This window comes from Wenjunlia tyrosinilytica, from assembly GCF_014646055.1.
Lineage (GTDB): Bacteria > Actinomycetota > Actinomycetes > Streptomycetales > Streptomycetaceae > Wenjunlia > Wenjunlia tyrosinilytica.
This window is the reverse complement of record NZ_BMMS01000015.1, coordinates 64443-88190: the sequence shown is the minus strand read 5'-3', so window position 1 is coordinate 88190 and position 23748 is coordinate 64443. Positions and strand designations below refer to the sequence as shown.

General features: G+C 71.5%; 23 protein-coding genes. 9 read left to right on the top strand and 14 right to left on the bottom strand.

Annotated elements, in window-relative coordinates; genetic code table 11:
- Positions 1 to 12: 12 nt before the first annotated feature.
- The 5 genes from IEY86_RS18355 to IEY86_RS18335 form a co-directional block, all read right to left on the bottom strand.
- Positions 13 to 630, bottom strand: a complete 618-nt coding sequence (locus tag IEY86_RS18355; RefSeq protein ID WP_189132822.1) for a GTP-binding protein — start codon at positions 628 to 630, stop codon at positions 13 to 15.
- Entirely contained in the window at positions 608 to 967 is a 360-nt protein-coding gene (locus IEY86_RS18350) for a DUF742 domain-containing protein (protein ID WP_189132821.1), read from the bottom strand. Before IEY86_RS18350 ends, IEY86_RS18355 begins: the two co-directional genes overlap by 23 nt.
- Positions 964 to 1377, bottom strand: coding sequence for a roadblock/LC7 domain-containing protein (locus tag IEY86_RS18345; RefSeq protein WP_189132820.1), 414 nt, complete (start codon positions 1375 to 1377; stop codon positions 964 to 966). The genes IEY86_RS18350 and IEY86_RS18345 overlap by 4 nt, the downstream gene beginning before the upstream one ends.
- A complete protein-coding gene (locus tag IEY86_RS18340) occupies positions 1374 to 2858 on the bottom strand; it encodes an ATP-binding protein (RefSeq protein WP_189132819.1) in 1485 nt (494 codons plus the stop codon). The genes IEY86_RS18345 and IEY86_RS18340 overlap by 4 nt, the downstream gene beginning before the upstream one ends.
- Before the next feature lie 471 nt (positions 2859 to 3329).
- On the bottom strand, positions 3330 to 3548 hold the full coding sequence (locus tag IEY86_RS18335; RefSeq protein ID WP_189132818.1) for an EF-hand domain-containing protein: 219 nt from the start codon (positions 3546 to 3548) through the stop codon (positions 3330 to 3332).
- A 174-nt stretch (positions 3549 to 3722) separates the two neighbouring features.
- On the opposite strand from IEY86_RS18335, the gene IEY86_RS18330 reads away from it, so the two are divergent.
- Together IEY86_RS18330 and IEY86_RS18325 are read left to right on the top strand one after the other, a co-directional pair.
- On the top strand, positions 3723 to 3959 hold the full coding sequence (locus tag IEY86_RS18330; RefSeq protein ID WP_189132817.1) for a hypothetical protein: 237 nt from the start codon (positions 3723 to 3725) through the stop codon (positions 3957 to 3959).
- A 67-nt stretch (positions 3960 to 4026) separates the two neighbouring features.
- Entirely contained in the window at positions 4027 to 4824 is a 798-nt protein-coding gene (locus IEY86_RS18325) for a DUF72 domain-containing protein (RefSeq protein WP_189132816.1), read from the top strand.
- On the opposite strand, the gene IEY86_RS18320 is transcribed toward IEY86_RS18325, so the two are convergent.
- Entirely contained in the window at positions 4802 to 6235 is a 1434-nt protein-coding gene (locus IEY86_RS18320; RefSeq protein ID WP_189132815.1) for a lipase maturation factor family protein, read from the bottom strand. The genes IEY86_RS18325 and IEY86_RS18320 overlap by 23 nt on opposite strands.
- A 375-nt stretch (positions 6236 to 6610) precedes the next feature.
- Positions 6611 to 7147, bottom strand: coding sequence for a PadR family transcriptional regulator (locus tag IEY86_RS18315; protein WP_189132814.1), 537 nt, complete (start codon positions 7145 to 7147; stop codon positions 6611 to 6613).
- Between the two features lie 92 nt (positions 7148 to 7239).
- Between IEY86_RS18315 and IEY86_RS18310 the strand changes: the two genes are divergently transcribed.
- Positions 7240 to 7824 (top strand): hypothetical protein, encoded by a 585-nt coding sequence (locus IEY86_RS18310; protein ID WP_189132813.1) that lies wholly within the window; start codon positions 7240 to 7242, stop codon positions 7822 to 7824.
- Between the two features lie 42 nt (positions 7825 to 7866).
- On the opposite strand, the gene IEY86_RS18305 is transcribed toward IEY86_RS18310, so the two are convergent.
- The 6 genes from IEY86_RS18305 to IEY86_RS18280 all read right to left on the bottom strand — a co-directional run bounded on the left by IEY86_RS18305 (position 7867) and on the right by IEY86_RS18280 (position 15871).
- Entirely contained in the window at positions 7867 to 10107 is a 2241-nt protein-coding gene (locus IEY86_RS18305) for a molybdopterin-dependent oxidoreductase (RefSeq protein WP_189132812.1), read from the bottom strand.
- A gap of 57 nt (positions 10108 to 10164) precedes the next feature.
- On the bottom strand, positions 10165 to 11373 hold the full coding sequence (locus IEY86_RS18300) for a cytochrome P450 (RefSeq protein ID WP_189132811.1): 1209 nt from the start codon (positions 11371 to 11373) through the stop codon (positions 10165 to 10167).
- Between the two features lie 328 nt (positions 11374 to 11701).
- Complete coding sequence (locus IEY86_RS18295; protein ID WP_189132810.1) at positions 11702 to 12406, bottom strand: SGNH/GDSL hydrolase family protein; 705 nt, start codon at positions 12404 to 12406, stop codon at positions 11702 to 11704.
- Positions 12407 to 12445: 39 nt separating this feature from the next.
- Positions 12446 to 13867: an MFS transporter gene (locus IEY86_RS18290; RefSeq protein WP_189132809.1), complete on the bottom strand. Its 1422-nt coding sequence runs from the start codon at positions 13865 to 13867 to the stop codon at positions 12446 to 12448.
- A gap of 570 nt (positions 13868 to 14437) precedes the next feature.
- Entirely contained in the window at positions 14438 to 15082 is a 645-nt protein-coding gene (locus tag IEY86_RS18285) for a TetR/AcrR family transcriptional regulator (protein WP_189132808.1), read from the bottom strand.
- A 96-nt stretch (positions 15083 to 15178) separates the two neighbouring features.
- On the bottom strand, positions 15179 to 15871 hold the full coding sequence (locus IEY86_RS18280; protein WP_189132807.1) for an SGNH/GDSL hydrolase family protein: 693 nt from the start codon (positions 15869 to 15871) through the stop codon (positions 15179 to 15181).
- 540 nt (positions 15872 to 16411) lie between these two features.
- On the opposite strand from IEY86_RS18280, the gene IEY86_RS18275 reads away from it, so the two are divergent.
- Positions 16412 to 17173: an AfsR/SARP family transcriptional regulator gene (locus IEY86_RS18275; RefSeq protein ID WP_189132806.1), complete on the top strand. Its 762-nt coding sequence runs from the start codon at positions 16412 to 16414 to the stop codon at positions 17171 to 17173.
- 59 nt (positions 17174 to 17232) lie between these two features.
- Here the strand turns inward: IEY86_RS18275 and IEY86_RS18270 are convergent, their stop codons facing one another.
- On the bottom strand, positions 17233 to 18231 hold the full coding sequence (locus IEY86_RS18270; protein WP_189132805.1) for a bifunctional lysylphosphatidylglycerol flippase/synthetase MprF: 999 nt from the start codon (positions 18229 to 18231) through the stop codon (positions 17233 to 17235).
- A gap of 319 nt (positions 18232 to 18550) precedes the next feature.
- Here IEY86_RS18270 and IEY86_RS18265 point away from each other — a divergent pair, with 319 nt between their 5' ends.
- From IEY86_RS18265 to IEY86_RS18245, 5 genes are all read left to right on the top strand, one after another.
- A complete protein-coding gene (locus IEY86_RS18265; protein ID WP_189132804.1) occupies positions 18551 to 20164 on the top strand; it encodes an aldehyde dehydrogenase family protein in 1614 nt (537 codons plus the stop codon).
- A gap of 88 nt (positions 20165 to 20252) precedes the next feature.
- A complete protein-coding gene (locus IEY86_RS18260) occupies positions 20253 to 21389 on the top strand; it encodes an acyl-CoA dehydrogenase family protein (RefSeq protein WP_189132803.1) in 1137 nt (378 codons plus the stop codon).
- Positions 21390 to 21397: 8 nt separating this feature from the next.
- Entirely contained in the window at positions 21398 to 22753 is a 1356-nt protein-coding gene (locus IEY86_RS18255; RefSeq protein ID WP_189132802.1) for an aspartate aminotransferase family protein, read from the top strand.
- Between the two features lie 5 nt (positions 22754 to 22758).
- Positions 22759 to 23259, top strand: coding sequence for a type II toxin-antitoxin system RatA family toxin (locus IEY86_RS18250; RefSeq protein WP_189132801.1), 501 nt, complete (start codon positions 22759 to 22761; stop codon positions 23257 to 23259).
- Positions 23259 to 23747: a hypothetical protein gene (locus tag IEY86_RS18245; protein WP_189132800.1), complete on the top strand. Its 489-nt coding sequence runs from the start codon at positions 23259 to 23261 to the stop codon at positions 23745 to 23747. Before IEY86_RS18250 ends, IEY86_RS18245 begins: the two co-directional genes overlap by 1 nt.
- The last annotated feature ends 1 nt before the right edge of the window (position 23748 follow it).

Sequence of the window (23748 nt, the reverse complement as noted above, 5' to 3'; positions counted from 1 at the left end):
CGGGGTGGGAGGTCACACACGCTCCTGAGCGATGGAAGTGGTGGCGGTACGGGTCTGGAGGTACTGGACGAGGCGGATCAGGGCCCGCGTGGCGGAGATCCGGTCGCGTGCGTCGCAGACGACCAGCGGGGTCTCGGGCAGCAGGTCGAGGGCCTCGCGGATCTCCTCCTGGGGGAAGGAGGGGGCGCCGTCGAAGTGGTTGACGGCGACGGCGTAGGGCACGCCGTGCTCCTCGAGCCGTCCCATCACGTCGAAGGACTCCTGGAGGCGGCGGGTGTCCGCGAGCACGAGGGCGCCGAGCGCGCCGCGTGTCATGTCCTGCCACAGCCGGGTGAAGCGCTGCTGTCCGGGGGTGCCGAACAGGTAGAGCACCAGTTGGTCGGACAGGGTCAGACGGCCGAAGTCCATCGCGACGGTGGTGGTGGTCTTGCCGTTGACCCCGGCCAGGTCGTCGACGACGGCCCCGGCCTGCGTCATGGTCTCCTCCGTCCGCAGCGGGCGGATCTCGGAGAGGGTGCCGACGAAGGTCGTCTTGCCGACGGCGAAGTGGCCCACGACCAGGAGTTTGGCGGCGGTCCTGACCGTGGTGCGCAGGTACACCTGCCCGTCAGAGGCGGGCGCGGAGTCCATCGAGCACCTCCTGGAGGAGCTGGGCGTCGGGCAGTTGGGCGGCCGGGACCGGGGCCCGGGTGATGATGTGGCCGCTGTCCACGAGGTCGCCGAGCAGGACTTTGGTGACGCTGACGGGAAGCGCGAGGTGTCCGGCCACCTCGGCGACCGACAGCGCTCCCGGCCGGCACAGCCGCATCATCCGGAGCTCTTCCGGGCTCAGCCCCGACAGCGGGCGGTCGGTCGCGGCGATGACCAGGGTGACCAGGTCGAAGGTGTTGCGCGTCGGGTGGGCGCGGCCGTCGGTGACGACATACGGCCGCACCAGTCCCTTCTCTCGCTTGCGCGACGGCGTCATACCCGGCTGCCGGTGCCCAGTCGCGGCGGGCTGGTCAGCTCTCTGCCGAGCCGGTCGACCAGTTTCTGCATCCGGTAGGTGACCGCCTCCATGTCCACCTCCTCGGTGGCGGAGACGGCCAGGTAGGCGCCGGGTCCCGCGGCCACCAGGAAGACGTAGCCGTGGGCGAACTCGATCAGCGTCTGCCGCCAGGGGCTGTCCTCCCCCGAGCAGAACTCGGCGGTGCTGCGGCTGATGGACTGGAGACCCGACAGGGCGGCGGCCTGGCGCTCGGCCTCGTCACGGCTGATGCCCGCGGAGTGCGCGCGCAGCATCCCGTCCGCGGACAGCAGGATCGCGTGGCGGGCGTCCGGCATCTTCAGGACCTCGTCCAGCATCCAGCCGAGGTCGTTGTTCATGTGGTCGATCACGACAGGGGATTCCCTTCGTCGTCGTGGGCGGCGGCGCGTCCGGAGCGGGTGCCGCGCGCGAACGCCCCCATACGCTGGGCGGTTTCGTGCACCGAGCGCTCCGCGGGAGGGTCCGCGGGCCGGTCGCCGGCCGCCGGGGATGCCTGCGGGTCCGCGACGGGCCGACGCCGGCGCCGCTTGGGCAGCCCGCCGGCCGTCTCCGACTCCGATTGCGGGTGCGCGTGCGCGCGCGTCGGCGGCTCGGCGAAGCGGTCCGGATCGGTGAAGCGGTCCGGATCGGCGAAGGAGTCGGGCTCGGTGGCCGGGCGGTCCGGGGCGGAGGGCTGGGCGGCCCGGGCCCGGCCGCCGGCCGGGGCATGGTCGGGAAGGGGCTCGGCGATGGGAACGGGCCTCGCCTCCGGCTGGGCGACGGGAACGGAACGCGCGGGTGCCACGGACGGCACGGAGGGCACGGACCCGGCGGGCAGCGCCGGTTCGTCCAAGTCGACATGGGTGAGGAGGGCGCTGGGCAGGAAGAGGACGGCGCGCACACCGCCGTAGGGGGACCGGGTGTCCACCGAGACCTTGAACCCGTAGCGCTGGGCGAGCACGCCGATGACGGCGAAGCCGAACCTGGGCGGGTCACCGAGCCGGTTGATGTCCACACGGCGGCGGCCCGACAGCAGCGTTCCGGCCTGCTGCGCCTCCTGGCCGTCCATGCCCACACCGGCGTCGTCGATGACGACGCAGGCGCCGTTGTGCGCGGGCTGGAGGTTGACCTCGACGGTGGTGTTGGGCTGGGAGTGGCGGGCGGCGTTGTCGAGGAGCTCCGCCACCGCGAGGACCACCGGCTCCACGGCCCGGCTGACGACAGCGACGTCGATCTGCGTGCGGACCTGGACCCTTCGGTAGTCGCGGATGCGCGACTTGGCGCCACGGACCACGTCGGTCAGCGGGGAGGCGGCGCGCTGGCGTCCCGGCCAGGACCCGCACAGGACCGCGATGGCCTGGGCGCGCCTGCCGAACTGGGAGTTGGCGTGGTCGATCTCCAGCAGGTCTCTGAGCACGTCCGGGTGGTCGTGCCGGTCCTGCATGTCGGAGATGGACAGCTGCTGTTCGTTCGCGAGGCCCTGCAGGGTGCGCATGGCGGCCTTCAGCGCGGACTTGGCCGACTGGTCCGCCCTGGCCTGGGCCTTCTCGGCCGCTCCGGCGAACTGCTCCATCACCCGGTGAAGGTTCTGCGCGTACGCCGTTCCGGTCAGCCGCTCGTCGAGCAGGCCGGGGACGGGGACGGGCTGGTGCATCGAGTTCGCCAGCGCGGGCAGGCGCACCTCCACCAGGTGCCTGGCCTCCTCGTCACGCGCGCGCAGGCTGCCTTCGAGCAGCGCGTTCCGCTTGACGGCATTCGCGGTCAGACCGCGCTGCCGGAGAAGCAATACGGCGGTCGTGAGCAAAGCGGCCACCACACACCAGAACAGGACCTCCGGTATCTGCTGTGTCATCGGTTCCTCGGGGGGCGGGAGGACAGGAACAACAAAACGCCGATCATCCTAGTCAGGTTTCCCTGTCTCATCTTCAATTGGTACTGACCATTTGTGATTTGATGAAGCATCAGTTTTGATCCGAAACCTCACTTTCCGACACGGGGAAGCTTTCGTTTCCGGTCCGCGCGCCCCCCGCGTCCACCCCCGGGACTCCCTGACGCCCCGTCCGAGCCGGCCCCCGGTGGGAGGGGAGCGCCCGAGGTCCCCGCCGTGACCGGGGGCAGAGATCCCGCCGTAGGGCTTGAATCCGGTTTGCGTCCCGTCCCGGGCACGGGCCGGGTCGGCGGGGTGGAGGCCGACGTGAGCGGCACCGGAGAATGTCTCGATCCGAAGGGGCGGGCCTGTGATGTGCGCCACGGCCCCCGAGCATGCCGAACGCCCGCCCCGCCGGGTCTGCCCGGCGGGACGGGCGTCGGTGGGTCCGATCCGTCAGCGGTTCCGGTTCTGGGCGGCCCAGAACTCGTCGAACGACATGAGGCCGTCGCCGTCGGTGTCGGCAGAGTTGATCACGGCCTGGGCGACGAGCTCGGTGACGTGGAAGTCCCCCAGTTCCGCCATCACGCTCTTGTACTCGGTCGCGGAGATCAGTCCGTCCTTGTTCAGGTCGTACCGGTCGAACGCCCGCCTGGCCGCCTCGATGTCTGCCACGTGGTCCGCCCCTTCCATGTGCTGTGCTTTGAGAGGGCTCACGATATCCCGGCCGCGCGGGCGGGGACCCGCCTGCCCCCGGGGCGTCCGCCGGTGACCTCCGCACCCGCCGATCGTTGCCTCTCTGAGGTCCTGATGGGTCCTGATGGCAGCGACCAGCGAAACGGAGAGCTCGTGTCGATGCTGACCGCGATCAAGGAAGAGAGCGTCCCCCTCCCGGCGGTGCGGGCGGGATCGGCCGCGGCCGTGGGGGACGGCGATGTCGACGCCCTGGCGCTGACCGCCGGGGAGCTGATGCGGGCGGCGTTCGGCCTCGTCGGCCAGGCCCAGGCCCACCCCGTGCCGCGGGAGCAGGACCCGGCAGGCTGCGGCCCGTGGACCCCCTCGGTCGTGCTGCCCCGGGGGACATGACACCTGCACGGGTGCTCCGGGCGGCCCCCGATTGGCGCGGCGGCCCGTCCGGGCTTTGGATCGGAGCATGCCCGTGTTCGTGGGATGCTCCGGCTGGCAGTACAAGGACTGGCGAGGGGGCCTGTATCCGCCAGAGGTGCCGCAGCGCCTCTGGCTGGAGGAGTACGCGCGCGGCTTCGACACCGTGGAGAACAACAGCGCCTTCTACCGGCTGCCCTCCCCCGACACCTTCGCCGAGTGGCGCGACCGCACCCCCGAGGGTTTTGTCATGGCCGTCAAGGCAAGCCGGTACCTCACGCACGTCAAGCGGCTGCGCGATCCCGAGGAGCCGGTGCGGCGGATGATGGACCACGCGTCCGCGCTCGGCCCCCGGCTGGGCCCGGTCCTGCTCCAGCTGCCGCCGACCCTGAGAGCGGACATCAGGGCCCTCGACGCGTGCCTGCGCTGCTTTCCCCCCGGGACCAGGGTGGCCGTCGAGCCCCGGCACCCCTCGTGGTGGACCCCGCAGGTGCGCGATGTCCTCGAGCGGCGCGGCGCGGCCCTGTGCTGGGCCGATCTTCGGGCGCGTCCGGCCACACCGCTGTGGCGCACGGCGGACTGGGGGTATCTGCGCTTCCACGCGGGGATCGCCCGCCCCTGGCCCCGCTACGGCCGCCAGTCGCTCATGACCTGGGCCAAGCGGGTGACGCGGACCTGGCCGGAGGAGGCCCGGACCTATGTGTACTTCAACAACGATCCGGGCGGGGCGGCCGTGCACGACGCGGTGGCCTTCGCCCGCCATGTGGCGGCACTGGGCCGGACGGTGAGCCGTACCCCCTCCTGGGTGCGCCCCGACGGGCGCTCTAGCGCGGCTTCGCCCGGATGACGGGCGGCAGGTACTCGCGCACCAGGGTGCGCTCCCACCAGGCGCCGGTGCGGCGCAGCTCGCTCCAGTCGGTGAAGCGGTAGCGGTAGAGCAGGGCGCGCACATGGGTGGGCGGCGCGTCGGGGAAGGGATTGGTCCGCAGGAGCTTCAGCGTCGCCGGGTCGTTGTCCAGCAGCCGGGCGACGAACGGCTCGAACCAGGGGAAGGCGTAGGAGGCCGAGATCCCGGCGAACCACATCATCCAGTCGAGCCTCAGATGGTACGGGGCCACCTGGGGCGGCAGCCGCCGCGGGTCGCCGGGCTTGCCCTTGAACGCGTACTCCTTCCACACCGTGGCCGGGGTGAGGTGCGGCTCGTCCGTGCCCTCGACGACCACCTCGTGGCGGACCCGGTTGACGCTGCCGAAGGCCCCGTAGGTGTTCACCAGGTGCAGGGAGTCGAAGGAGTAGTTCATCAGCTGGCGGCGGGAGAGCAGATTGCGGGCCGGGCGGTGGCTGAGCGCGAGCACGAGCGCCGTCGCCGCGAGCACCACCCCTTCGTACCAGCCGGGGGCCGACGGCAGGGCCGGGGGTTCGGGCAGCGGGAGGAGACCGGCGGCGAGGTCCCCGTCGATCGCGGAGAACGCCAGCACGATGGCCAGCCAGTTCAGCCAGGAGAAGTTGCCGGACAGCACCAGCCACAGCTGGGTGAGGACGACGGCGCACCCGGCCGCGGTCGCGATCGGCTGAGGGGTGAACAGCAGGACCGGCACGACGAGCTGGGCGCCGTGGTTGGCGGCCACCTCCACGCGGTGCAGGGACTTGGGCAGATGGTGGAAGAACCAGCTCAGCGGGCCCGGCATCGGCTGGGTCTCGTGGTGGTAGTACAGGCAGGTCAGGTCGCGCCAGCACCGGTCTCCGCGCAGTTTGATCAGCCCGGCGCCGAACTCCACGCGGAAGAGCAGCCAGCGCATCAGCCACAGCACCAGGACGGGAGGCGCGGCGCGCTCATTGCCGAGGAAGACGGCGAGGAATCCGGCCTCGAGCAGCAGGGACTCCCAGCCGAAGCCGTACCAGACCTGGCCGACGTTGACGATCGACAGGTACAGCGCCCACAGCGCCGCCCACATCAGCATCGAGGCCCACAGGGGCACGGCGTCCGCCGCTCCCGCCACGACGGCGGCGGACAGCAGCGCCCCGGTCCACGCGACGGCTGCGAAGAACCGGTCGCTGTAGTGGAGGTGGAAGACGCTGGGCGAGCGGCGGAAGGGGGTGCGCTCGAGGAACCGGGGAATGGGAAGGATCCCCCGCTCGCCGAGCAGGGCACGGAACTGGTTGGCCGCGACGAGGAAGGCCACCAGGTAGAGAGCGGCCAGCGCCCGCTGGAGGACGAGCCGGCTCAGCCAGTAGCCGGACGCCGTGAACCAGTCCATGGCGGCCTCTCCTCGGACCTCGGGCGTGCGCTATCTGTACCACCCCCGCCGTGGGCGGCCGCCCCGCCGGGCACGGGGACGAGCTCGGTTCACCCGGTCGGGCGGAAGGGCCCGCGGGCCCGGGACCGGGGGTGAAGCCGATGACGGCCCCTGCGCCGGGGCGGTCGGCGCCGGACACACTGCCACCGTGGGTGTCGGCCACCTCGCGGACGACGGCCAGGCCCAGTCCCGGGCCCGGCAGGCCGCGGGCGGTGGTGGCGCGGGACCGCCGTCGGTCCGGCTCCAGGGTGGTGTCGGCCACGGCGGGCTCGGCGGACCCGGCGGGCTCGGCGGACCCGGCGGTAGCCGGACGGTGCCAGCCGTTCGCCGCCGGTGTCAGCCCTTCGCCGCGGTGGCCTCCCGCGCGATGCGCTCCTGGGCCCACCGCGCCCACTCGCGCTGCGTCTCGGTGAACCGCAGACCCCATTCGAGGGCGATCCGGCCGTAGACCGACAGGGAGTCGTCGCCCTCGTCGACGACATCGGCGAGCGCCCGGAAACGCTCGTGCTGCGCGGTGACGGCCTGCACCTGGCGGCGCAGATAGCCCTGGGCGTCCTCCGGGTCGAGGACACCGAGGAAGAAGACCCTCAGCAGCATGTCGCTGCGGCGCACCCGCTCCGGCTCGACCTCGGTCAGCCAGTGCCGCAGCTCCGCCATCCCCGCGTCGGTGATGGCGTACTCCTTGCGGCCGCGCGGCCCCTCGGCCGCGACCGTCACCTGCCCGGCGTCGGCGAGCTTGCCCAGCTCGCCGTAGAGCTGGCTCTGGGTGGCGGGCCAGACATTGGACAGCGACGCGTCGAAGGTCTTGCGCAGGTCGTAGCCGCTGGCGGGTCCCTGGGCGAGGAGGCCGAGGACGGCGTGGCGAAGGCTCATACCGGCAAGACTACATTCCACTGTTGACAGGTCACAAGGGGAGGTTCTAACTTCGACCTGTCAATATTGGAACGTCATCGACGGAGCCTCTCATGAGCCGCTACATCCGCAGCTTCCTGCCCTGGATCGCCTTCGCCGCCATCAGCACCGACGGCGACTCGCGGCACGGAGCGCTCGCCGGATTCGTCCTCGCCCTGTGGCTCCTGAGGTCCGACCGCCACCGGGGCCGCGCCTGGGACGGGCTGGTCATCGAGGCGAGCTCGGCGCTGTTCTTCGGCGGACTCGCGTTCGCCGCCTACGCCTTCGACCCCTCGCCCTTCGGCGACTACGGCACCGCGGCGTCGGTGGGCTGGCTCGCGCTGACCGCGTGGGGTTCGCTGGCCGTGCGCCGCCCGTTCACCCTGGGCATCGCCCGCACGATGGCCCCCGCCGAGGTGCACGGCAGCGCGCTGTTCCACCGCGTCAACGCCGTCATCACCGCCGTGTGGGCGGCCGCCTTCACCGTCAACGCCGTCGCCCTGGCGCTCCTGCTCGCCGTCGCCCCGCACGCCACGGCCGCCATCATCGCCGTGAAGGTCTGCGGCTTCGCCGTCCCGGCGGCGTTCACCGCCCGCTACCCCGAGATCGCCCGCCGTCGCGCCGGTCTGAAGCCGGCCGGCCCCGACGCCGCCGCCTGAGAACCGTCGACCGGCTTCCACGGATGCCGGATCGAGGACTGATCAGCCCCGTGCGGGGGCGACCTCGACCGGCACCGCGTTGAACACCGCGTTGCCCGAGAGCGGGTCGATCACGAACTCGTCCGTCAGGGCGTTGACGTTGACCCCCGGTCGCAGCGCCGCCTGGTTCTGCCGCGAGCCGGGGCGGCCGTGCCCCCAGCCGTGCGGAAGGCTCACCACTCCGGGGCCCACACGGTCCGTCGGCTCGGCCTCGACCACCACCTCGCCCGCGCGGCCGCGCACCTCCACCTTCTGCCCCGCCTCGATGCCGAGGCGCTCGGCGTCGGCGGGGTTGATCTCCAGGGTGCAGCGGTTCGAACCGCCGGACAGCGCCGGGATGTTGTGGGTCCAGCCGTTGGCCGATCGCAGATGGCGGCGGCCGACCAGCAGAAAGCCGCTGGGCCCATGGGTGCCCGGCTGGGTGTCGCGCAACTGCGCGGCCAGCCGCTTCGCCTCGGCCGCGATCGGCTCCGGGTACAGCTCGACCCGGCCGGAGGCGGTCCTGACCACCTCGTTCAGCCGGGGCAGCAGCTCCCCGAGGTCGATGCCGTGCGGGTTCGCCAGCAGGGCAGCGAGGTTGAGCCCGTCCGGGCGCAGCCCGAACACATCTCCCATGGGGCTGAGCCGGACCATCAGGTCCAGGCGCCGCTCGACGCTGTCCGCTCCGGTCAGCATCGCCTTGAGCTCGGCCGGGTCCCGCCCCGCCAGCGGGGAGCCGGGGGCCGCGAGGACCGCCTCGAGGGTCTTGTCGACGACCATCGCGTCCAGGGCCGCCGGGTCCGCCCCGGCGCCGTACCCGGCGGCGATCAGCGTCAGTTTGGCGAGGATGGCCGACTCGCTCGGGCGTCCGGGCTCCAGCGGCAGCGAGGGCGGTGAGTACCGGGCCACCCGGCGCACCGCGAGCCGGGAGAGCACGATGTCGAAGTGCCCGGACTGCATCAGGCGCGGCGGCGGGAGGACGACATGGGCGTGCCGGGTGGTCTCGTTGAGGTAGGGGTCGACGGCGACCATGAAGTCCAGCCCGGCCAGTGCGCGGTCCAGGCGCTCGCCGTTGGGCACGGCCAGGACCGGGTTCGCCGCGAGCGCGATCAGCGCCCGCACCTGCCCCTCGCCCGGGGTGTCGATCTCGTCGGCGAGCGTCGCCGTCGGGAACTCCCCCATCACCTCGGGCAGTGCCCGCACCCGGCTGTGCCAGCGGCCGATGGCGAAGGGCTCGGTGACGGTGACCGCGTTGTGCTGCGGCACACCGAACATGGCGCCGCCGGGCCGGTCGAGATTTCCGGTGAGCGTGTTGAGCACGTCCACCAGCCAGTTGGTCAGGGTCGCGAACGGCGCCGTGCACGCGCCGATACGGGCGTACACGGCGGCGGCGCGGGCGGCGGCGAGCTCACGGGCCAGGGTGCGGACGGTCCGCGCGTCCACCCCGCAGACCGCGGCCACCGACTCGGGGGTGAACTCGGCGGCGATCCGGGTGAGTTCGCCGTGCCCGGCGAACCTGTCCGGATCGGGCTCGACCGCCAGGCCCTCCTGGAGGAGGGTGTTCACCATGGCGAAGAGCAGGTAGGCGTCCGTGCCGGGCCGGACCGCCACATGCCGGTCGGCGACCTCGGCCGTCCTGGTGCGGCGTGGATCGATCACCACAAGACGCCCGCCGCGGGCCCGCAGCGCCCGGATCCGGCCCGGAAGGTCCGGGACGGTCCAGACGCTGCCGTTGCTGACCACCGGATTGGCGCCCAGGACGAGCAGATGGTCGGTGCGGTCGATGTCGGGGACCGGGACGGCCCACGGGTCACCGAACATCAGACCGCTGGAGACATTCTTCGGCATCTGGTCGACGGTGCTGGAGCCGAAGAGGTTGCGGGTGCCGAGGAACTGGTGCAGCAGGCGCAGATACAGGGGCACGGCGATGGTGTGGATCACCGGATTGCCGTAGTAGAGCGCGACGGCGTCCTTGCCGTGCGCCTCGGTCACGCGCCCCAGCCCCGCCTCGACGGCGGCGAACGCCTCGTCCCAGCCGACCTCGGCGAAGCTCCCGTCGGCCTGGCGCACCAGCGGCGCGGTCAGCCGGTCGGGGTCCTGGTCGAAGTCGCCGAGGGCGATGCCCTTGGGGCAGGCGTATCCCTTGCTGAAGGGGTCGGCGGCGTCACCGCGCACCTTGGTCGCCCGGTCGCCGTCGAACTGGATCTCCAGCCCGCATCCGGCCTCGCACAGCGAGCAGATGCGGTACGCCGTCCTGGTGGTCATGCGGGTACTCCCCCGTTCGGATGTCCGGCTCCTCACGTGCTGCCCGGCCGCGGCCGTTCACCAGGCGACGGGGATCTCCTCGTAGCCGCCGAGCGCGGCGGTCATCCGCCAGCGCAGCTCCTGCGGCGGGACCGTCAGGTGGAGACCGGGGAAGCGCTCGAAAAGGGTGCGCAGGCCGATCTGGAGTTCGGCGCGGGCGAGCGCGGAGCCCACGCAGAAGTGGGTGCCGTAGGCGAACCCGATGTGCTTGTTGTCGTCCCGGAGGATGTCCATGGTGTCGGGGTCGCGGAAGACCGAGGCGTCGCGGTTGGCGGAGCTGATCGGGGCGATGACGGCGGAGCCCGACGGCACGACGGTGCCGCCGAGTTCGACGTCCTCCAGGGTGATCCGGATGAAGGTGCCGTCGCCGGGGGTGACCAGGCGGATGATCTCCTCGATCGCGGGGTTCAGCAGCGCGGGATCCTCACGCACCAGCGCCAGCTGGTCGGGGTGGGTCATCAGCATGACCGCGCCGCCGCCGGTGACCGTCACCGTGGTGTCGTGGCCGGCGAGCAGGAGCATCACCCCGGTGCTGATCAGCTCCTCCTTGGTGATCTTCTCCTCCTCGTCCATGGCCTGGACGAGCTTGCTGAGCAGGTCCTCGCCGGGCTCGGCCCGCTTGGCGACGATGAGCCGGTCGAAGTAGTCCCGCATCTCCGTGTTGGAGCGGATGATCTCCTGCGCCGTGTACTTGGTCAGCGACATGAAGTGGTCGCACCAGCTGCCGAACTTGTGCTGGTCCTCGATCGGGATCCCGAGCAGTTCGCAGATGATCTGCAGGGCCATCGGGCGGGCCAGCGTGGCATTGAGGTCCACCGGCGCGCTCCGGCGGGCCATGTCGTCCAGCAGGGTGTCCACGACCTCCTGGATCTTCGGGCGCAGATTCTCGGCCCGCCGGGGGGTGAACTCCCGGTTGACCAGGTTGCGGATGACCGTGTGGCGCGGGGGGTCCATGCTGATCACGCTGTTGGAGTCCGGCTCGATCAGCTGCGCCCTGGGCGCTCCGTCGCGGAAGAGCGCCTCCCGGCTGAACCTGTGGTCCGACAGGACCGTCTTGACGTCCTCGTAGCGCGTGATGAGCCACGCCGGGTGGCCGGTCGGCAGCGAGATGGGGCAGACGGGCTGCTCGGCGCGCAGCTTCGCGTACTCGCACGGCGGCTCGTTGGGCGAGGTGCGGGGTATGGGGTACGAGAACTGAGGGGCGGCGTCGGAGCTCGTGCCTGTCATGCCGGTGGCCTTCCAACGGGTCGGATACGGACGGACGAGGGCCGGGTGCGCGGCGCGCAGCCAGTGTCGCGAGGATGCGCCAGATCCCTCTGACACACCGGTCTCAGCGGGATCTCCGCTCGGCGCCGCCGGTGTCACCGCCGAAGCGCCGGTCCCGGCCCGGGACTCGCGAGGGCGGCTCTGAACTCTCCGTTCCCCGCCGGGGACTTCGGGTCCGGGAACGCCCGCGCCGGGCGCCCCTGGGAAGCGGGCGCCCGGTCGGGGCGGTGCCGGCCCGCGTCCGGCGCTTCGGGGTCGGGGAAGCGGCGGCGGGGACAACGGGTGTGCGTCAGGCGGAGTTGCCCAGGTGCTCGGCGATCCTTCGCACCGTCTCGGTGGCCACGACCGCGTGGCCGCGGGTGTTGAGGTGCAGGCCGTCCTGGGAGTAGATCTCCTCGCCGCCCGCGGGGTGACCGGGCAGGTCGACGTACAGGCAGCCCATGCGGTCGGAGACGGCGCGGGTGTGCTCGGCGAGCACCCGCAGCCGCTCCTGCATGATCGGGCGGTACTTCTCGGGGACGTACGGGGACTGTGTGATGTCGAACAGCCCCATGGTGACGACCGTGGTGCCCCTGGCCCGCAGCGCGGAGATCATCCGGGCGAGCTCCACCTCGACGGCGTCGGCGTCGAAGCTGCGCCCCAGGATGTCGTTGCCGCCCGCGAGGACGGCGGCGAGGTCCGGGGCGAACTCCAGCGCGGGCTCCAGCTGGGTGGAGCGCACCTTGGCCGCCACCAGGTCGCGCTCACCGAAGTTGCGGTACTCCAGGTCGGGCTGGACGCGCCGCAGCGAACCGGCGAGGCGCTCCGCCCACGAGCTGTCCGCGTAACCCGGCACCGCCTCGCGGACACCCTGGGCGATGCTGTCCCCCAGGACCGCGTACCGCTTCCACGGCGCTCCGTTCAGGAACTTGGTGGTGGAGTCGTCGTCGAGCAGGTACGGGTCCTGCGCCTCGAGTGAGGTGTCGTCCGGTGGCTGCGCCTGCGTGCTCGTCATTTCGGTGGGTCTCCTTGTCGGGGTCGCGGCGGTCCGTCGTCAACTGGCGGCCTTCTCCTGGGACGCGGCCGAGGCCTGCCTGTCCGAGGCGGCGGCGTCGGCGGCGGCCGGGTCGGTGGTGGCCGCCGGGGCGGGCGCCGCCTTGAAGACGAGTCCGAGTCCGGTCAGGGCCGCCAGGAGCGAGGAGATCCCGGCGAAGAGGTAGACCTTGCCGAAGTCGTCCGTGGTCAGCTGGACATCGGTGAGCATGGTGGCCAGGGTGGCGATGCCCAGGGCGCCGCCGACCTGGCGGGCCGTCTGGTTCAGGCCGGTCGCTCCGGCGAAGCGCAGCGGGGAGACCGACAGCGCCGCGGCGGTCGAGGTGCCGGTGGTGATGGCGCCCATGCCGATACCGGCAACGGTGCCCAGCGGCAGCCAGTAGGCCCAGAACATCGAGTGGTCGGGCAGGGTGAAGGCGAGGAACAGCCCGGTGGCCGCCAGGATCAGCGAGCCCGAGACCACGACGAAGCGGGGACCGTACTTGGCCTGGAGGTTGCCCGCGTACAGGGCCACGAAGGTCGCCGCGAAGGCGCCTGGGGTCATCGCCAGGCCCGCCTTCAGCTCCGACCAGTGCCACAGGGTCGTGACGTACAGGACGCCGACGAGCAGCCAGGCGAACAGCGCGGCGCCGTAGAAGAAGGACGAGGCGTTGGCCAGCGCGAAGGTGCGGCTGCGCCACAGCGAGGTCTCCACGGCCGGAACGGGGTGGTGGTTGGAGCGCCAGAGCGTCAGGCCCATGGCGAGCGCGCCGCCGATCAGGCAGCCGAGGGTCGCGGCCGCGCCCCAGCCCCAGTCGCTGCCCTTGGAGATGCCCAGGCTCAGCAGGCCGATGCCGGTGCCGAGCAGGAGCGTGCCGAGCAGGTCGGGGAGCCTGCTGCCCTCGGGGCGGGTGGTGCGGGGAATGATGCCGGCGAACAGCAGCAGGATAATGCCGAAGGGCACATTGATCAGGAACAGCGACCGCCAGCCGAACTGGTCGACCAGGACACCGCCGACGGAGGGTCCGACCGCCGCGGCGAGGGCGGAGGCGGCGCTCCACTGGCCGATGGCCGCCCTGCGGCGCTCGGGCGGGGTGTCGGCGAGCACGATGGCCAGCGACGCGGGGATCATCGCGGCGGCGCTGGCGCCCTGCAGGGCCCGCGCCCCGAGCAGCAGGCCGAGGTTGGGCGCGAGCGCGCACAGCAGGGACATGAGCGTGAAGCCGCCCATGCCCGCGATGAACAGGGACCGCCTGCCGATGACGTCGGCGAGTCTGCCCGCGGGGGCGAGCAGGGCGGCGAAGAGCGTGGCGTAGAGCGTGACGACCCATGACAGGTCCGCGATGTCCGCGCTGTCGAAGTCGTTGTGCAGGTCGGGGATGGCCAGGTTGACGATCGTCACGTCGAGGACGGCCAGGAATGTCGCACCGGATGCGAGCAACAACAAGGGCAGATAACCACGTCGGGCCGCTGCGCCTGGAGTCTGATTACTCATCATGCCTCTCATGCCTCCTACATACCGATGGTCGGAATGTATTCTGCCGGGCGAGTGGACGTCAACCGGAGCCATGGACCCCACGCTCCGCGACCAAGGCCTGTGCATGGCCCCCCATCAGGGGCTTTCCGGTATCGGAAAGGGTCCGCGCCCCATCTCCGGAGAGCGGTCCGGTACGGCTCGAGCGTCCCTCGAGAGAGCGAACCCGTCCGCGTTCACCTCCTCATGGCGCATATGGCGCAGCGGGCGACGAGGCGGGGCGCGGGGCGCCGATCCGGCGGGGCATCGAGGCCGAAGCGCAGCGCCGGCCGCCCGCTCGGCAGGTCATGGGCAAGCGGCCTGCCGTGCAGCGCCTAGAGGGTAGGGAGTGGACCTCGTGTCCTGCTCGTACGCGGCCTGACGGGCCGGTAACCAGAGGCGCTCGAGTCGGGATTCAGGGTGCCGTGCCAACCGGGACCCCGCAGGCGGCCGGGACGCGGGGATGCGGGGATACGCGGATACGGGGAGACGTGGCAGGCACTAGCGGGCGAGTGCGGCCGCCTCCACGGCGAGGGCGGCCAGGAACGAGCGGAGTTCACCGAGGGTCTCCCGGCGCAGTTCCTCCTGGCGCGGCGATCGGGCGATCGCCATCGCCGCCTCGCATATGCCCCCGTACAGCAGCGTGGCCAGCGGCTCGACCGGGCGCCGCGCGATCCGGCACTCGGACACGGCCCGCTCCACGGCGGCCTTCATCAGGTCCTGGCAGCCGGAGCGGATCTCCCGCAGCACCGACCCGTCGAGGGCGCCGGGCGCGTCCAGGAGTGTGATGCGCTGGACGGCCGGATCCATGGAGGCCTCGAGGAAGGCGCGGCAGCCCTCGTACACCGCGAGCCAGGAGTCGTCGGGGGTGGCGCGGTAGGCGGCGGAGACGGCCGCGGCGAGCCGCTTCTGCTCGGCGGCGCAGACCACGCGGAAGAGGTCCTCCTTGTTCCTGAAGTGGTGGTACAGGCCGCCCTTGCTCACCCCGGCACGTTCGCAGACGGCCTCGAGCGAGGTGGCGGCGTAGCCGTCCCGGGCGAACAACTCCCGTGCGGCGTCGAGCAGATCGCCCGAGGTCGCCTCGCTGCGCTCGCGCTGGGTCCGGCGGCGGGGACGGGCGGGGACGGTCCGGGACGGGACAGCCATGCGCACCACCTCACCACAGGAACATACCGACGTTCGGATTCTAGGAGCGGCCCCCGGAGCCGTCAACGAGGCTCCACGGCCGATCGGTGGACAGCGCTAGCGCTCGAGGAGCCGGGCGCCCAGCCTGCGGACCGCCTCGGCGCCCGCGACGGCGTGGCCGCGCGCGCTCGGGTGGCGGTGGTCCGCGCTGTGGACACCGGGATCCGCCGCGGCCGGATGGAGGGTCAGGTCGACGTGCAGCGCGCCGTGCCGCAGCGAGACCGCCTGCGTGCGCTCGGCGAGTACCCGCAGGCGCTCGCGCAGGGCGGGCGACTCCTCCTCCGGGACGAGGCCCGAGCGGGTGATGTCGAACTGGCTCATCGTCAGGACGTCGCACCCCGCGTCGCGCAGGGGCGCGATGACGCGGCTCAGCTCCACCTCGGTGGCGTCGGGGTCGAAGGAGCGGCGCAGCACGTCCTGCGCGCCGCAGACCACGGCGGCGAGGTCGCAGGTGAAGTTCAAGGCGGCCTCCAACTGCTGGGACCGCACCTGGGCGGCGACCAGCGAGCGCTTGGCGAGATTGAGGTACGCCAGCTCAGGACGCACCTCGCGCAGGGCGGCGGCGACCCTTCCCGCCCAGCCCCCCTGGCCGTAGCCCTCGACCGGGTCACCCCTGCCCTCGGCCACTCCGTCCCCCAGCACCACGAAACGGCGCCAGGGGGCCCGCTCCAGCAGTCGTGCCGCCTCTCCCTCGCGCAGGCAGTGCGGATCGCCCGCCTCACGCGGGGCGGCACCTTGCTTCGTTGTCATAGGCTCCCCCGTGCCATGTCCCCCGTAATACGGCTCAGCGTACGAACACACGCACGATGCGAGGTCGACCGGACCTCGAGCCGGGGGCGGACAATTTGCGCATGATGAGGCGGTTGCCGGTCCAGCAGGACCGGACCCCGCGTCGATCGACGCTGTGAGTGCGGCTGTCACCGTGACGGCGCGGTTACCGCCGCGTACGCCACGACGGCTTCACGTCCTCACCTCGGCCGGTGCCGCGGCACCTGGACGCCGACCCGGTCGCGGGTGCGGCGCCGGACCGCGACGAGCCGCACCGCCGGGGACCCGGCGCACGGCGCACAGCACAGGCATGCGCACTTGGCACGTCGGCACGTCGGCACGTCGGCACGTCGCACAACGCATGTCTCGCACCGCGCGCTCTTCGCACATCGCACCACGCACGTCGCACCACGCACCACGCACGTCGCACCACGCACTTCGCACAGAACCGCACCGCAGCGCACGGATGAACGGGCCGGGCCGGCCAGTCCCGGCCGCACGCCGAAAGGGGCGGACACACACATGCAGATCAACCTCCTGGGGTCACTCGAAGTGGTGGACGAGGGGATCTCACTGAGCATCCCGGGCGAGAAGCTGCGGGCGATCCTGGCGGTACTCGCACTCACTCCGGGCAGCCCTGTCTCCAGGGACGACCTGATCGACGAACTGTGGGCGGAGGACCCTCCCCGCAACGCGGAGAACTCCCTCCAGGGACACGTCGCGAGGCTGCGCAGAATCCTCGCGGACCGCACCGGGCGGGACAGCCTGCGCTCGGTCGTGCAGACCTCCTACACCGGATACACCCTCGCCCTGCCTCCCAACGACGTCGACGCCCTGCGCTTCCACGACCTGGTGCTGCGGGCCGAGACCGTGCAGGAGGCCCAGCCGCGCCGCGCGGTGGACCTGCTCACCGAGGCGCTGGGGTACTGGCGCGGGCCCGCCCTGCTCGACACCGGCCAGGGCATGATCTGCCGGATGGCCTACGCCAGGCTCGCCGAGATCCGGCTCACCGCCCGCGAGCGCCTCTTCGACGCCAAACTCGCCCTGGACATGCACCGGTTCGTGATCACCGAGCTCGAGCAGCTGCACGCCCAGTACCCCCTGCGCGAGCGGTTCTGCGAGCAGCTGATGACCGCGTTGTACCGCTCGGGGCGCCAGGCGGACGCGCTGGACGCCTACCACCGGACGCGGCAGCGCCTGTCCCAGGATCTGGGTCTGGAGCCAGGACGGGCGCTGCGCGACAAGTTCCACGAGATCCTCCGGCAGGATCCGGCGCTGCTGTAGGGCCGCCGCGGGCGATACGCGACCGCCGCGGGCGGGGGCGACGGCTCGTCGCGCGCTCGTCAGATGGAGCGGGTGACCCGCAGGATCTGCCAGATCGCCCCGAAGCGCGCCCGCCCGTGGAAGGCCAGGTACTCCGGCAGCACCAGGTGGGGGTTCCACTTCTCCTTGTACGCCAACTGGCTGCTCGCCGGGTACACCTTCTCCCCGTGGTCGGCGAGGAAGCGCATGAACTTCGCCGTCCCCGCGCTCGAGGTGGACACCTCGGCCTCGGGCGACAGGCTGGTGAAGGGGGTGAAGCCGAAGTGCAGCCACTGCGCGCCCTCGCGCTGGAAGGCCTCCATGGCCTGGAGGTTGATCGCCTCCATGACCCCCGGTGAGACGCCGGGGGTCCGGCGGCTCAGGTCGTGCAGCCAGCCGGCGCGCGAGCCGAAGGCCGGTGAGTAGGAGATGTACGCCACCGGCTCGCCGGCGACCCGGCCGAGGAAGAGCCGCCGCTCCCGCTGCACCGGGCCGCCGCACTGCCCGACCAGGAACTCGATCTCCTTCACATGGCGTCCCTTGGACCGCAGCCACTGCTGGTCGATGGAGTCGACCGCCTCCTGGCACTCCTCCAGCGGCACCTCGGCGACCTCGAGCCCGCTGCGCTTCGCACGGGAGATCTTGTTGCGCAGCTTCATGAACTTCGAGCCCTTGAGCGTGAACTCGGGCAGGTGCACGGAGTACGAGGCGCCCACCTGGTTCACGGTGAAGCCCGACTCGGCGTAGAGCTCGGCGTCGGAGCGCTGCAGCTGGATGGCGACCACCCGCCGCCTGCTCTCCTTGGCGAAGTCCAGGAAGGCCCGCAGCAAGGCCTCCTGCCCGCCCTCGGGCGCGAAGGGCCCGCCGAACTGGATCAGATGGCGTCCCGCCCGGCGGTAGGCGACGACCCCTTCCAGGGAAGGGTCGGTGAAGTATTCGTTACCGGTGTTCAGGGCCAGGAACGCGCTCGGATTCTCGCCGTACTCCCGCAACGAGCGAAGAACCGAGTCGGTGCCCGTCGCTCCGTCAACTGTGGTCATCCCGCTCCCCTGCCAATCCATCACCCGGACCCGCACGTTCGCAGCCAGGGTCGCCGATCGGTCTTCGACGCCACTGAAGAGGCGGTCTCAGCGCGGTCTCCGGGCCTTCTCAGAGGCTGCTGGGACAGTCATTCGACGCAACGCAGTTCGCATATGCCTGCGACGGGCGCAGGGGCAGAAGAAAGCGGGGGTACGCGTGAGCAGCCTCGAGTTGTCGCCTCGGGTGTCGCACCGGCCGGGCTCGGTCGCCCAGGACCCGGTCGCACACGACGGCGACGCAACCGGCGCACAGGGTCCGCAGCAATCACCCGTTTCCCAAGTGCGCACCTACCTGTCCTACATCGACGGCAAGCAGGTCCCGTCCGACGACTGGGTCTACGTCGTCGACGCCGGCGCCCTGCTCGAGGACGCGTTCTCCAGCCTGACGCTCAAGCGCAAGCTGGAGCAGGGCAGGGTGCCGGCCGAGAACCTTCCCGCGAGCATCATCGGCCGTGTCGCCAAGGCCGACCGGCCCACCGTCCAGCTCGCCCTGGAGGCCGCGGGGCGGGCCGCGCCGAAGTGGGCGGCGTTCCCCCTGGACACCCGGCTGACCAAGGTGGGCTCGCTCATCCACGACCGGCTCAAGGAGCGCGCCGAGGAGATCACCGAGATCCTGGTCCAGGAGGGCCACCCGCTGGCGCTCGCCCGCTGGCAGGTCTCCGGCATGCTGGAGTGCTTCGGGCCCGAGTCCCTCGGCTTCTACCACTCGCAGATGCTCCAGGAGTTCCGGCACGGCCCCCGGCGGATCATCGTCCGGCGCCAGCCCGACGGCGTGGTGTGCCTCAACCCGCCGCAGAACGCCCCTCTGTCGAGCGCCCTGCTGGGCGTCAACTCGGTGATGGCGGGCAACTCCCTGGTGGTGCGCGCCCCGCGCAGCGGTCCGTTCGGCGTGATGTACGTGCTGCACGAGGTCGTCGCCCCGGTGCTGGAGGAGGTCGGCGCGCCGCCCGGGACACTCAACGTCGTCTGCGGCGACCCCGCCCCGATGCTCTCGGCATGGCTGGACAGCCCCGATGTCGACGACGTGATGTACATCGGCACCAGCGAGAACGGCCTGAAGTTCCAGGAGAAGTGCATCGCCGCCGGGAAGAAGCCCATCCTGGAACTGGCGGGCAACGACGCGGTGGTGGTCTGGAAGGACGCCGACCTGCCGCTGGCCGCGCAGGCCCTGACCGAGAGCTTCTACGGCTCCGGCCAGCTGTGCATGATCCCCAACCAGGTCGTGGCCCACCCCGACATCGCCGACGAGCTGGTGCGCCTGCTGGCCCAGGAGGTGTCCCTGATCACCGCCGGGCACCCGGGCGAGGAGGATGTGCTCCTGACGCCGGTGCTGCGCAACGAGAAGTTCTTCACCTGCCTGGAGGACGCGCTGGCCAAGGGCGCGGAGCTGGTGTGCGGCGGCCACGCGATGGCCGCCGACGGCTCCCGCGACCCGGCCGGGATCTTCCTCGAGCCCACGGTGGTCCTGGTGCGCGGACTGAAGGACGCCCGTGAGGTCAACGCGGTCCGCCACGAGACCTTCTTCCCGCTGCTGCCGGTGATCGCCGCGGAGGCCGAGGACGACGAGGTGCTGCTCGAGCGGTTCATCGACTTCGTCAACAGCAACGAGTACGGGCTGCGCAACTCGGTGTGGGCACGCGACCCCGAGGTCGTGGACCGGTTCGTCTCCAGGATCACCCAGGCGGGCCTGCTGAAGGTCAACGACTCCCACATCGGGTTCCTGCCCTATCTGCCCACCCATGGCGGCACCGGTCTGACCGGGGGCGTCTTCGGCGAGGCGAACTACCCGATCCTGCGGACCTCGCACGTGCAGGGCGTCGCCGTCGCCGACGACGGCACTCCCCCCAAGGAATCGGTCTTCGGAGCGTGGAAGGCCATGCGCGAGGCCTCCTGATCCTTCGTCAATTCCGGGCCCGGGCCCGCCCCGGCAGGAGCGCCCGGACCCGTTCACCCACCAGCCGGAACGAGAACCGAGGACCCCCATGCGTTCGCTGGAAGTCGCGAGTCAGACCTGCGAGGCGTTTCTGCCCGGACTGCTGGACCTCCTCGCCGAGACCCCGCTCAAGGAGCTCGAAGCACCGGACAGCCCGGCCCTCGGGCACTTCCGCTCCCACGGCGGTCCCGGCCTGGTGATCCCCAAGGAGTACAAGGGGGCGGGCGCCGATCCGCTCCAGGCCCTGGCCGTGACCCGGGCCCTGGCCTCACGCGCCCCCTCGCTGGCGGTCGGCACGACGATGCACCACTTCTCCGTCGCCACCCTGTTCACCCTCGCCGACAGCATCCAGAGCAGCGGCATGGAGTGGGCCCTGCTGGAAGGCATAGCCGAGCAGGGGCTGCTGGTGGCCTCGGGCTTCGCCGAGGGCAGCCCCGGCCAGGGCATCCTCACCCCCACGATGCACGCCGCGAAGGCCGAGGGCGGCTTCGTCGTCAACGGCTCCAAGAAGCCGTGCAGCCTGGCGCACTCGATGGACCTGCTCACCGCGAGCGTGGCCCTGCCCACGGACGACGGCGGCTCGGAGATGGCCGTCCTGCTGGTGCCCCGGCAGACCGACGGCATCACCGTCCACCCGTTCTGGTCCACCTGGGCGCTGGCCGGCGCCGAGAGCGACGAGGTCAGGCTGACCGACGTCTTCGTCGACGAGCAGCTGCTGATGCGCACCGAGCTCGGCGACGCCGGTGAGCTGGACCAGTTGCAGACCGTGGGCTTCATCTGGTTCGAGCTGCTGATCTCCGCCTGCTACCTGGGGATGGTCTCCACCCTCGTGGACAAGGTCGTCGCCCGGGGCCGCGGCAGCGACTCCGACCGTGCCCAGCTCGTCACCCGCCTGGAGTCGGCCAACCTCCTGCTCGAGGGCGTGGCCCGCATGCTCATGGACGGCGAGGCCGACAACGCGGCGCTCGGCAAGACCCTGGTCGCCCGCTACGCCGCCCAGGACGCGCTGGGCGACGCCAAGAACCGGGCCGTCGAGCTGCTCGGCGGCATGGCCTTCATCGGCTCCGACGACGTCGCCTACCTCACCGCGGCCGCCCACGGCCTGTCCTTCCACCCGCCGTCCCGCGACAGCTTCACCGGTCCCTTCCTGGACCACGTCGCCGGCCGTCCGCTGCGCCTGACCTGAGGAGAACGATGAGTATTTCGCCGACGACAGAAGTCTCCCCGTCCGGGCAGGCCGGCCCGGACCGGCAGGGCGGCGCCGGGCAGGGCAGCGACGGTCGGGGCGGCGCGGCTCTCGGGCGCGAGGCACTCGGACGGCTGTACCGGTCGCGCCTGAACAAGGGCCGGGCGGTGCTGGGCGAGATGTTCGGCGGCCATATCGAGGTGGCCTCGCAGGGCGCCTGGGTCACCACGAGCGAGGGCAAGCGGTTCCTCAACTGCGGCGGCTACGGCGTCCTGCTGATGGGCGCCCGCCACCCCACGGTGGTCCGCCATGTCTGCGAGCAGCTGCACTCGCACCCCGTCGCGACCCGGATCTTCCTCGAGCCGTCCGCGGCGCTCGCCGCCGACGCGCTGGTCTCGGTCGCCCCGCCCGGCCTGGAGCGGGTGCACTTCGCGCAGTCCGGGGCCGAGGTCGTGGAGACCGCGATCAAGATGGCGCGCACCCACGGCAAGCGCCACCTGGTCGCGACGGAGAACGGCTACCACGGCAAGACGATGGGTGCGCTGAGCCTGACCGGCAAGGCGGTCTTCCAGGACCCCTTCCGCCCGCTGCTGCCGCAGACCTCGCATGTGCCGTACGGCGACGCGGACGCGCTGGAGGCGGTCCTGGCCGCCCACCCCGGCGAGTGCGCGGTCTTCGTGGAGCCGGTGCAGGGCGAGGCCGGCGTGATCATCCCGCCGCCCGGCTATCTCACCGCGGTGCGGGACCTGTGCCGCCGCCATGGCGCGTTCTTCGTGCTGGACGAGATCCAGACCGGGATGGGCCGCCTGGGCTCGTGGTGGGGAGCGGACGCCGAGGGCGTCACCCCCGATGTGATGCTCGTCGGCAAGGGCCTCAGCGGCGGCATCGTCCCGGTCTCGGCCGCGGTCGCCACCCGCCAGGCGTTCTCCGTCTTCGACAAGGACCCCTACCTGCACACCTCGACGTTCTCCCAGGCGCCGCTGTCCATGGCGGCCGCGCGCGGGGCGATAGCGGCGATGCGGGAGGAGGACCTGGTCGGGCGCGCGCGCGAGCTCGGCGAGGAACTGCTGCCACGGCTCGGCGGGATCGTCCGCGGCCACTTCGGCGGCGCCGTGCGCGAAGTCCGGGGCCGGGGACTGCTGCTGGGCATCGAGTTCGCCGAACCGGGCCCGGCGGGCGACCTGCTCATCGAACTTGCCATGCAGGGCGTCGTGGCGAATCACTCCCTCAACTCCCACCTCGTACTGCGTCTCACCCCGCCCGCGGTCATGACCAGGGGCGATGTGGAGTTCCTCTACGAGGCAGTCGACCGCGCCTGCCAGTTGCAGGCGGCCCGGTACGCACCGACATCAGAAGGTGGCTGAAGCGCATGCGCAGCGCAGAACTGACCGTCCGCGTCGACGATGTCGAACCGGGCGCGGCTTTCGACACGATCAAGGACTTCTCCCGCTATCCCGAACTCAGCGACGTGGTGCGCTCGGTGACCGTGCACGAGGTGTCCGAGAACGAGGAACAGAGCGACTGGGAGGTGTACTTCCGCAACGGAATCCTCACCTGGACCGAGGCCGACCGGTTCGACCGGCCGGGCCTGCTGATCGAGTTCAGCCAGGTGGACGGCGACTTCGCGGACTTCTCCGGCACCTGGAAGGTCACCCCCGACGGCACCGGCTGCCTGATCGGCTTCGCCGCCGAGTTCGACTTCGGCATCCCGAGCCTGGCCGGGATCCTGGACCCGGTCGCCGAGCGGGTGCTCAAGGAGACCATCGCCCGGGTCGTGATCAGCCTGTTCGACAGTGCCTCGGTGGTCGGCGACGACGCGCTCGCCCGCGCGGTCGAGCAGGCCGAGGCCGTCGCGGTCGGAGGCCGGTGATGGACCAGCGCAACTTCTTCGAGACGCCCACCACCTACGGGCTGCACCGGGCCGAGTACGGGCTCGGCCTGATCGTCTCCCTGGTGCTGTTCTTCGCCCACATCGGGGACGTGCGCTGGATTCCTGCGGTGGCGCTGTTCCTCTACATCGACCTCATCGGGTACATCCCGGGGGCGATCGCCTACCACCGCAGCGCGGACAAGCGGATCTCCAAGGCCTACTACGTCCTGTACAACACGATGCACAGCCTGGTCACGCAGGGCCTGGTGGCCCTGATCTGGATCTGGGCGGCCGGGCCGGAATGGGCACTGCTGGTGCTGCCCATCCACCTGTTCGGGGACCGTGCGCTGTTCGGCAACTTCCTCAAGCCCTTCGCGCTGCACTTCGAGCCCGTGGCCGACCCGGCATACCTGCGCTTCCGCAGCGAGTTCACCGCCTCCGTCGCCGACCGCGACCTGCTCGTCGAGCAGCTCGAGCCCAGGAGTTGAC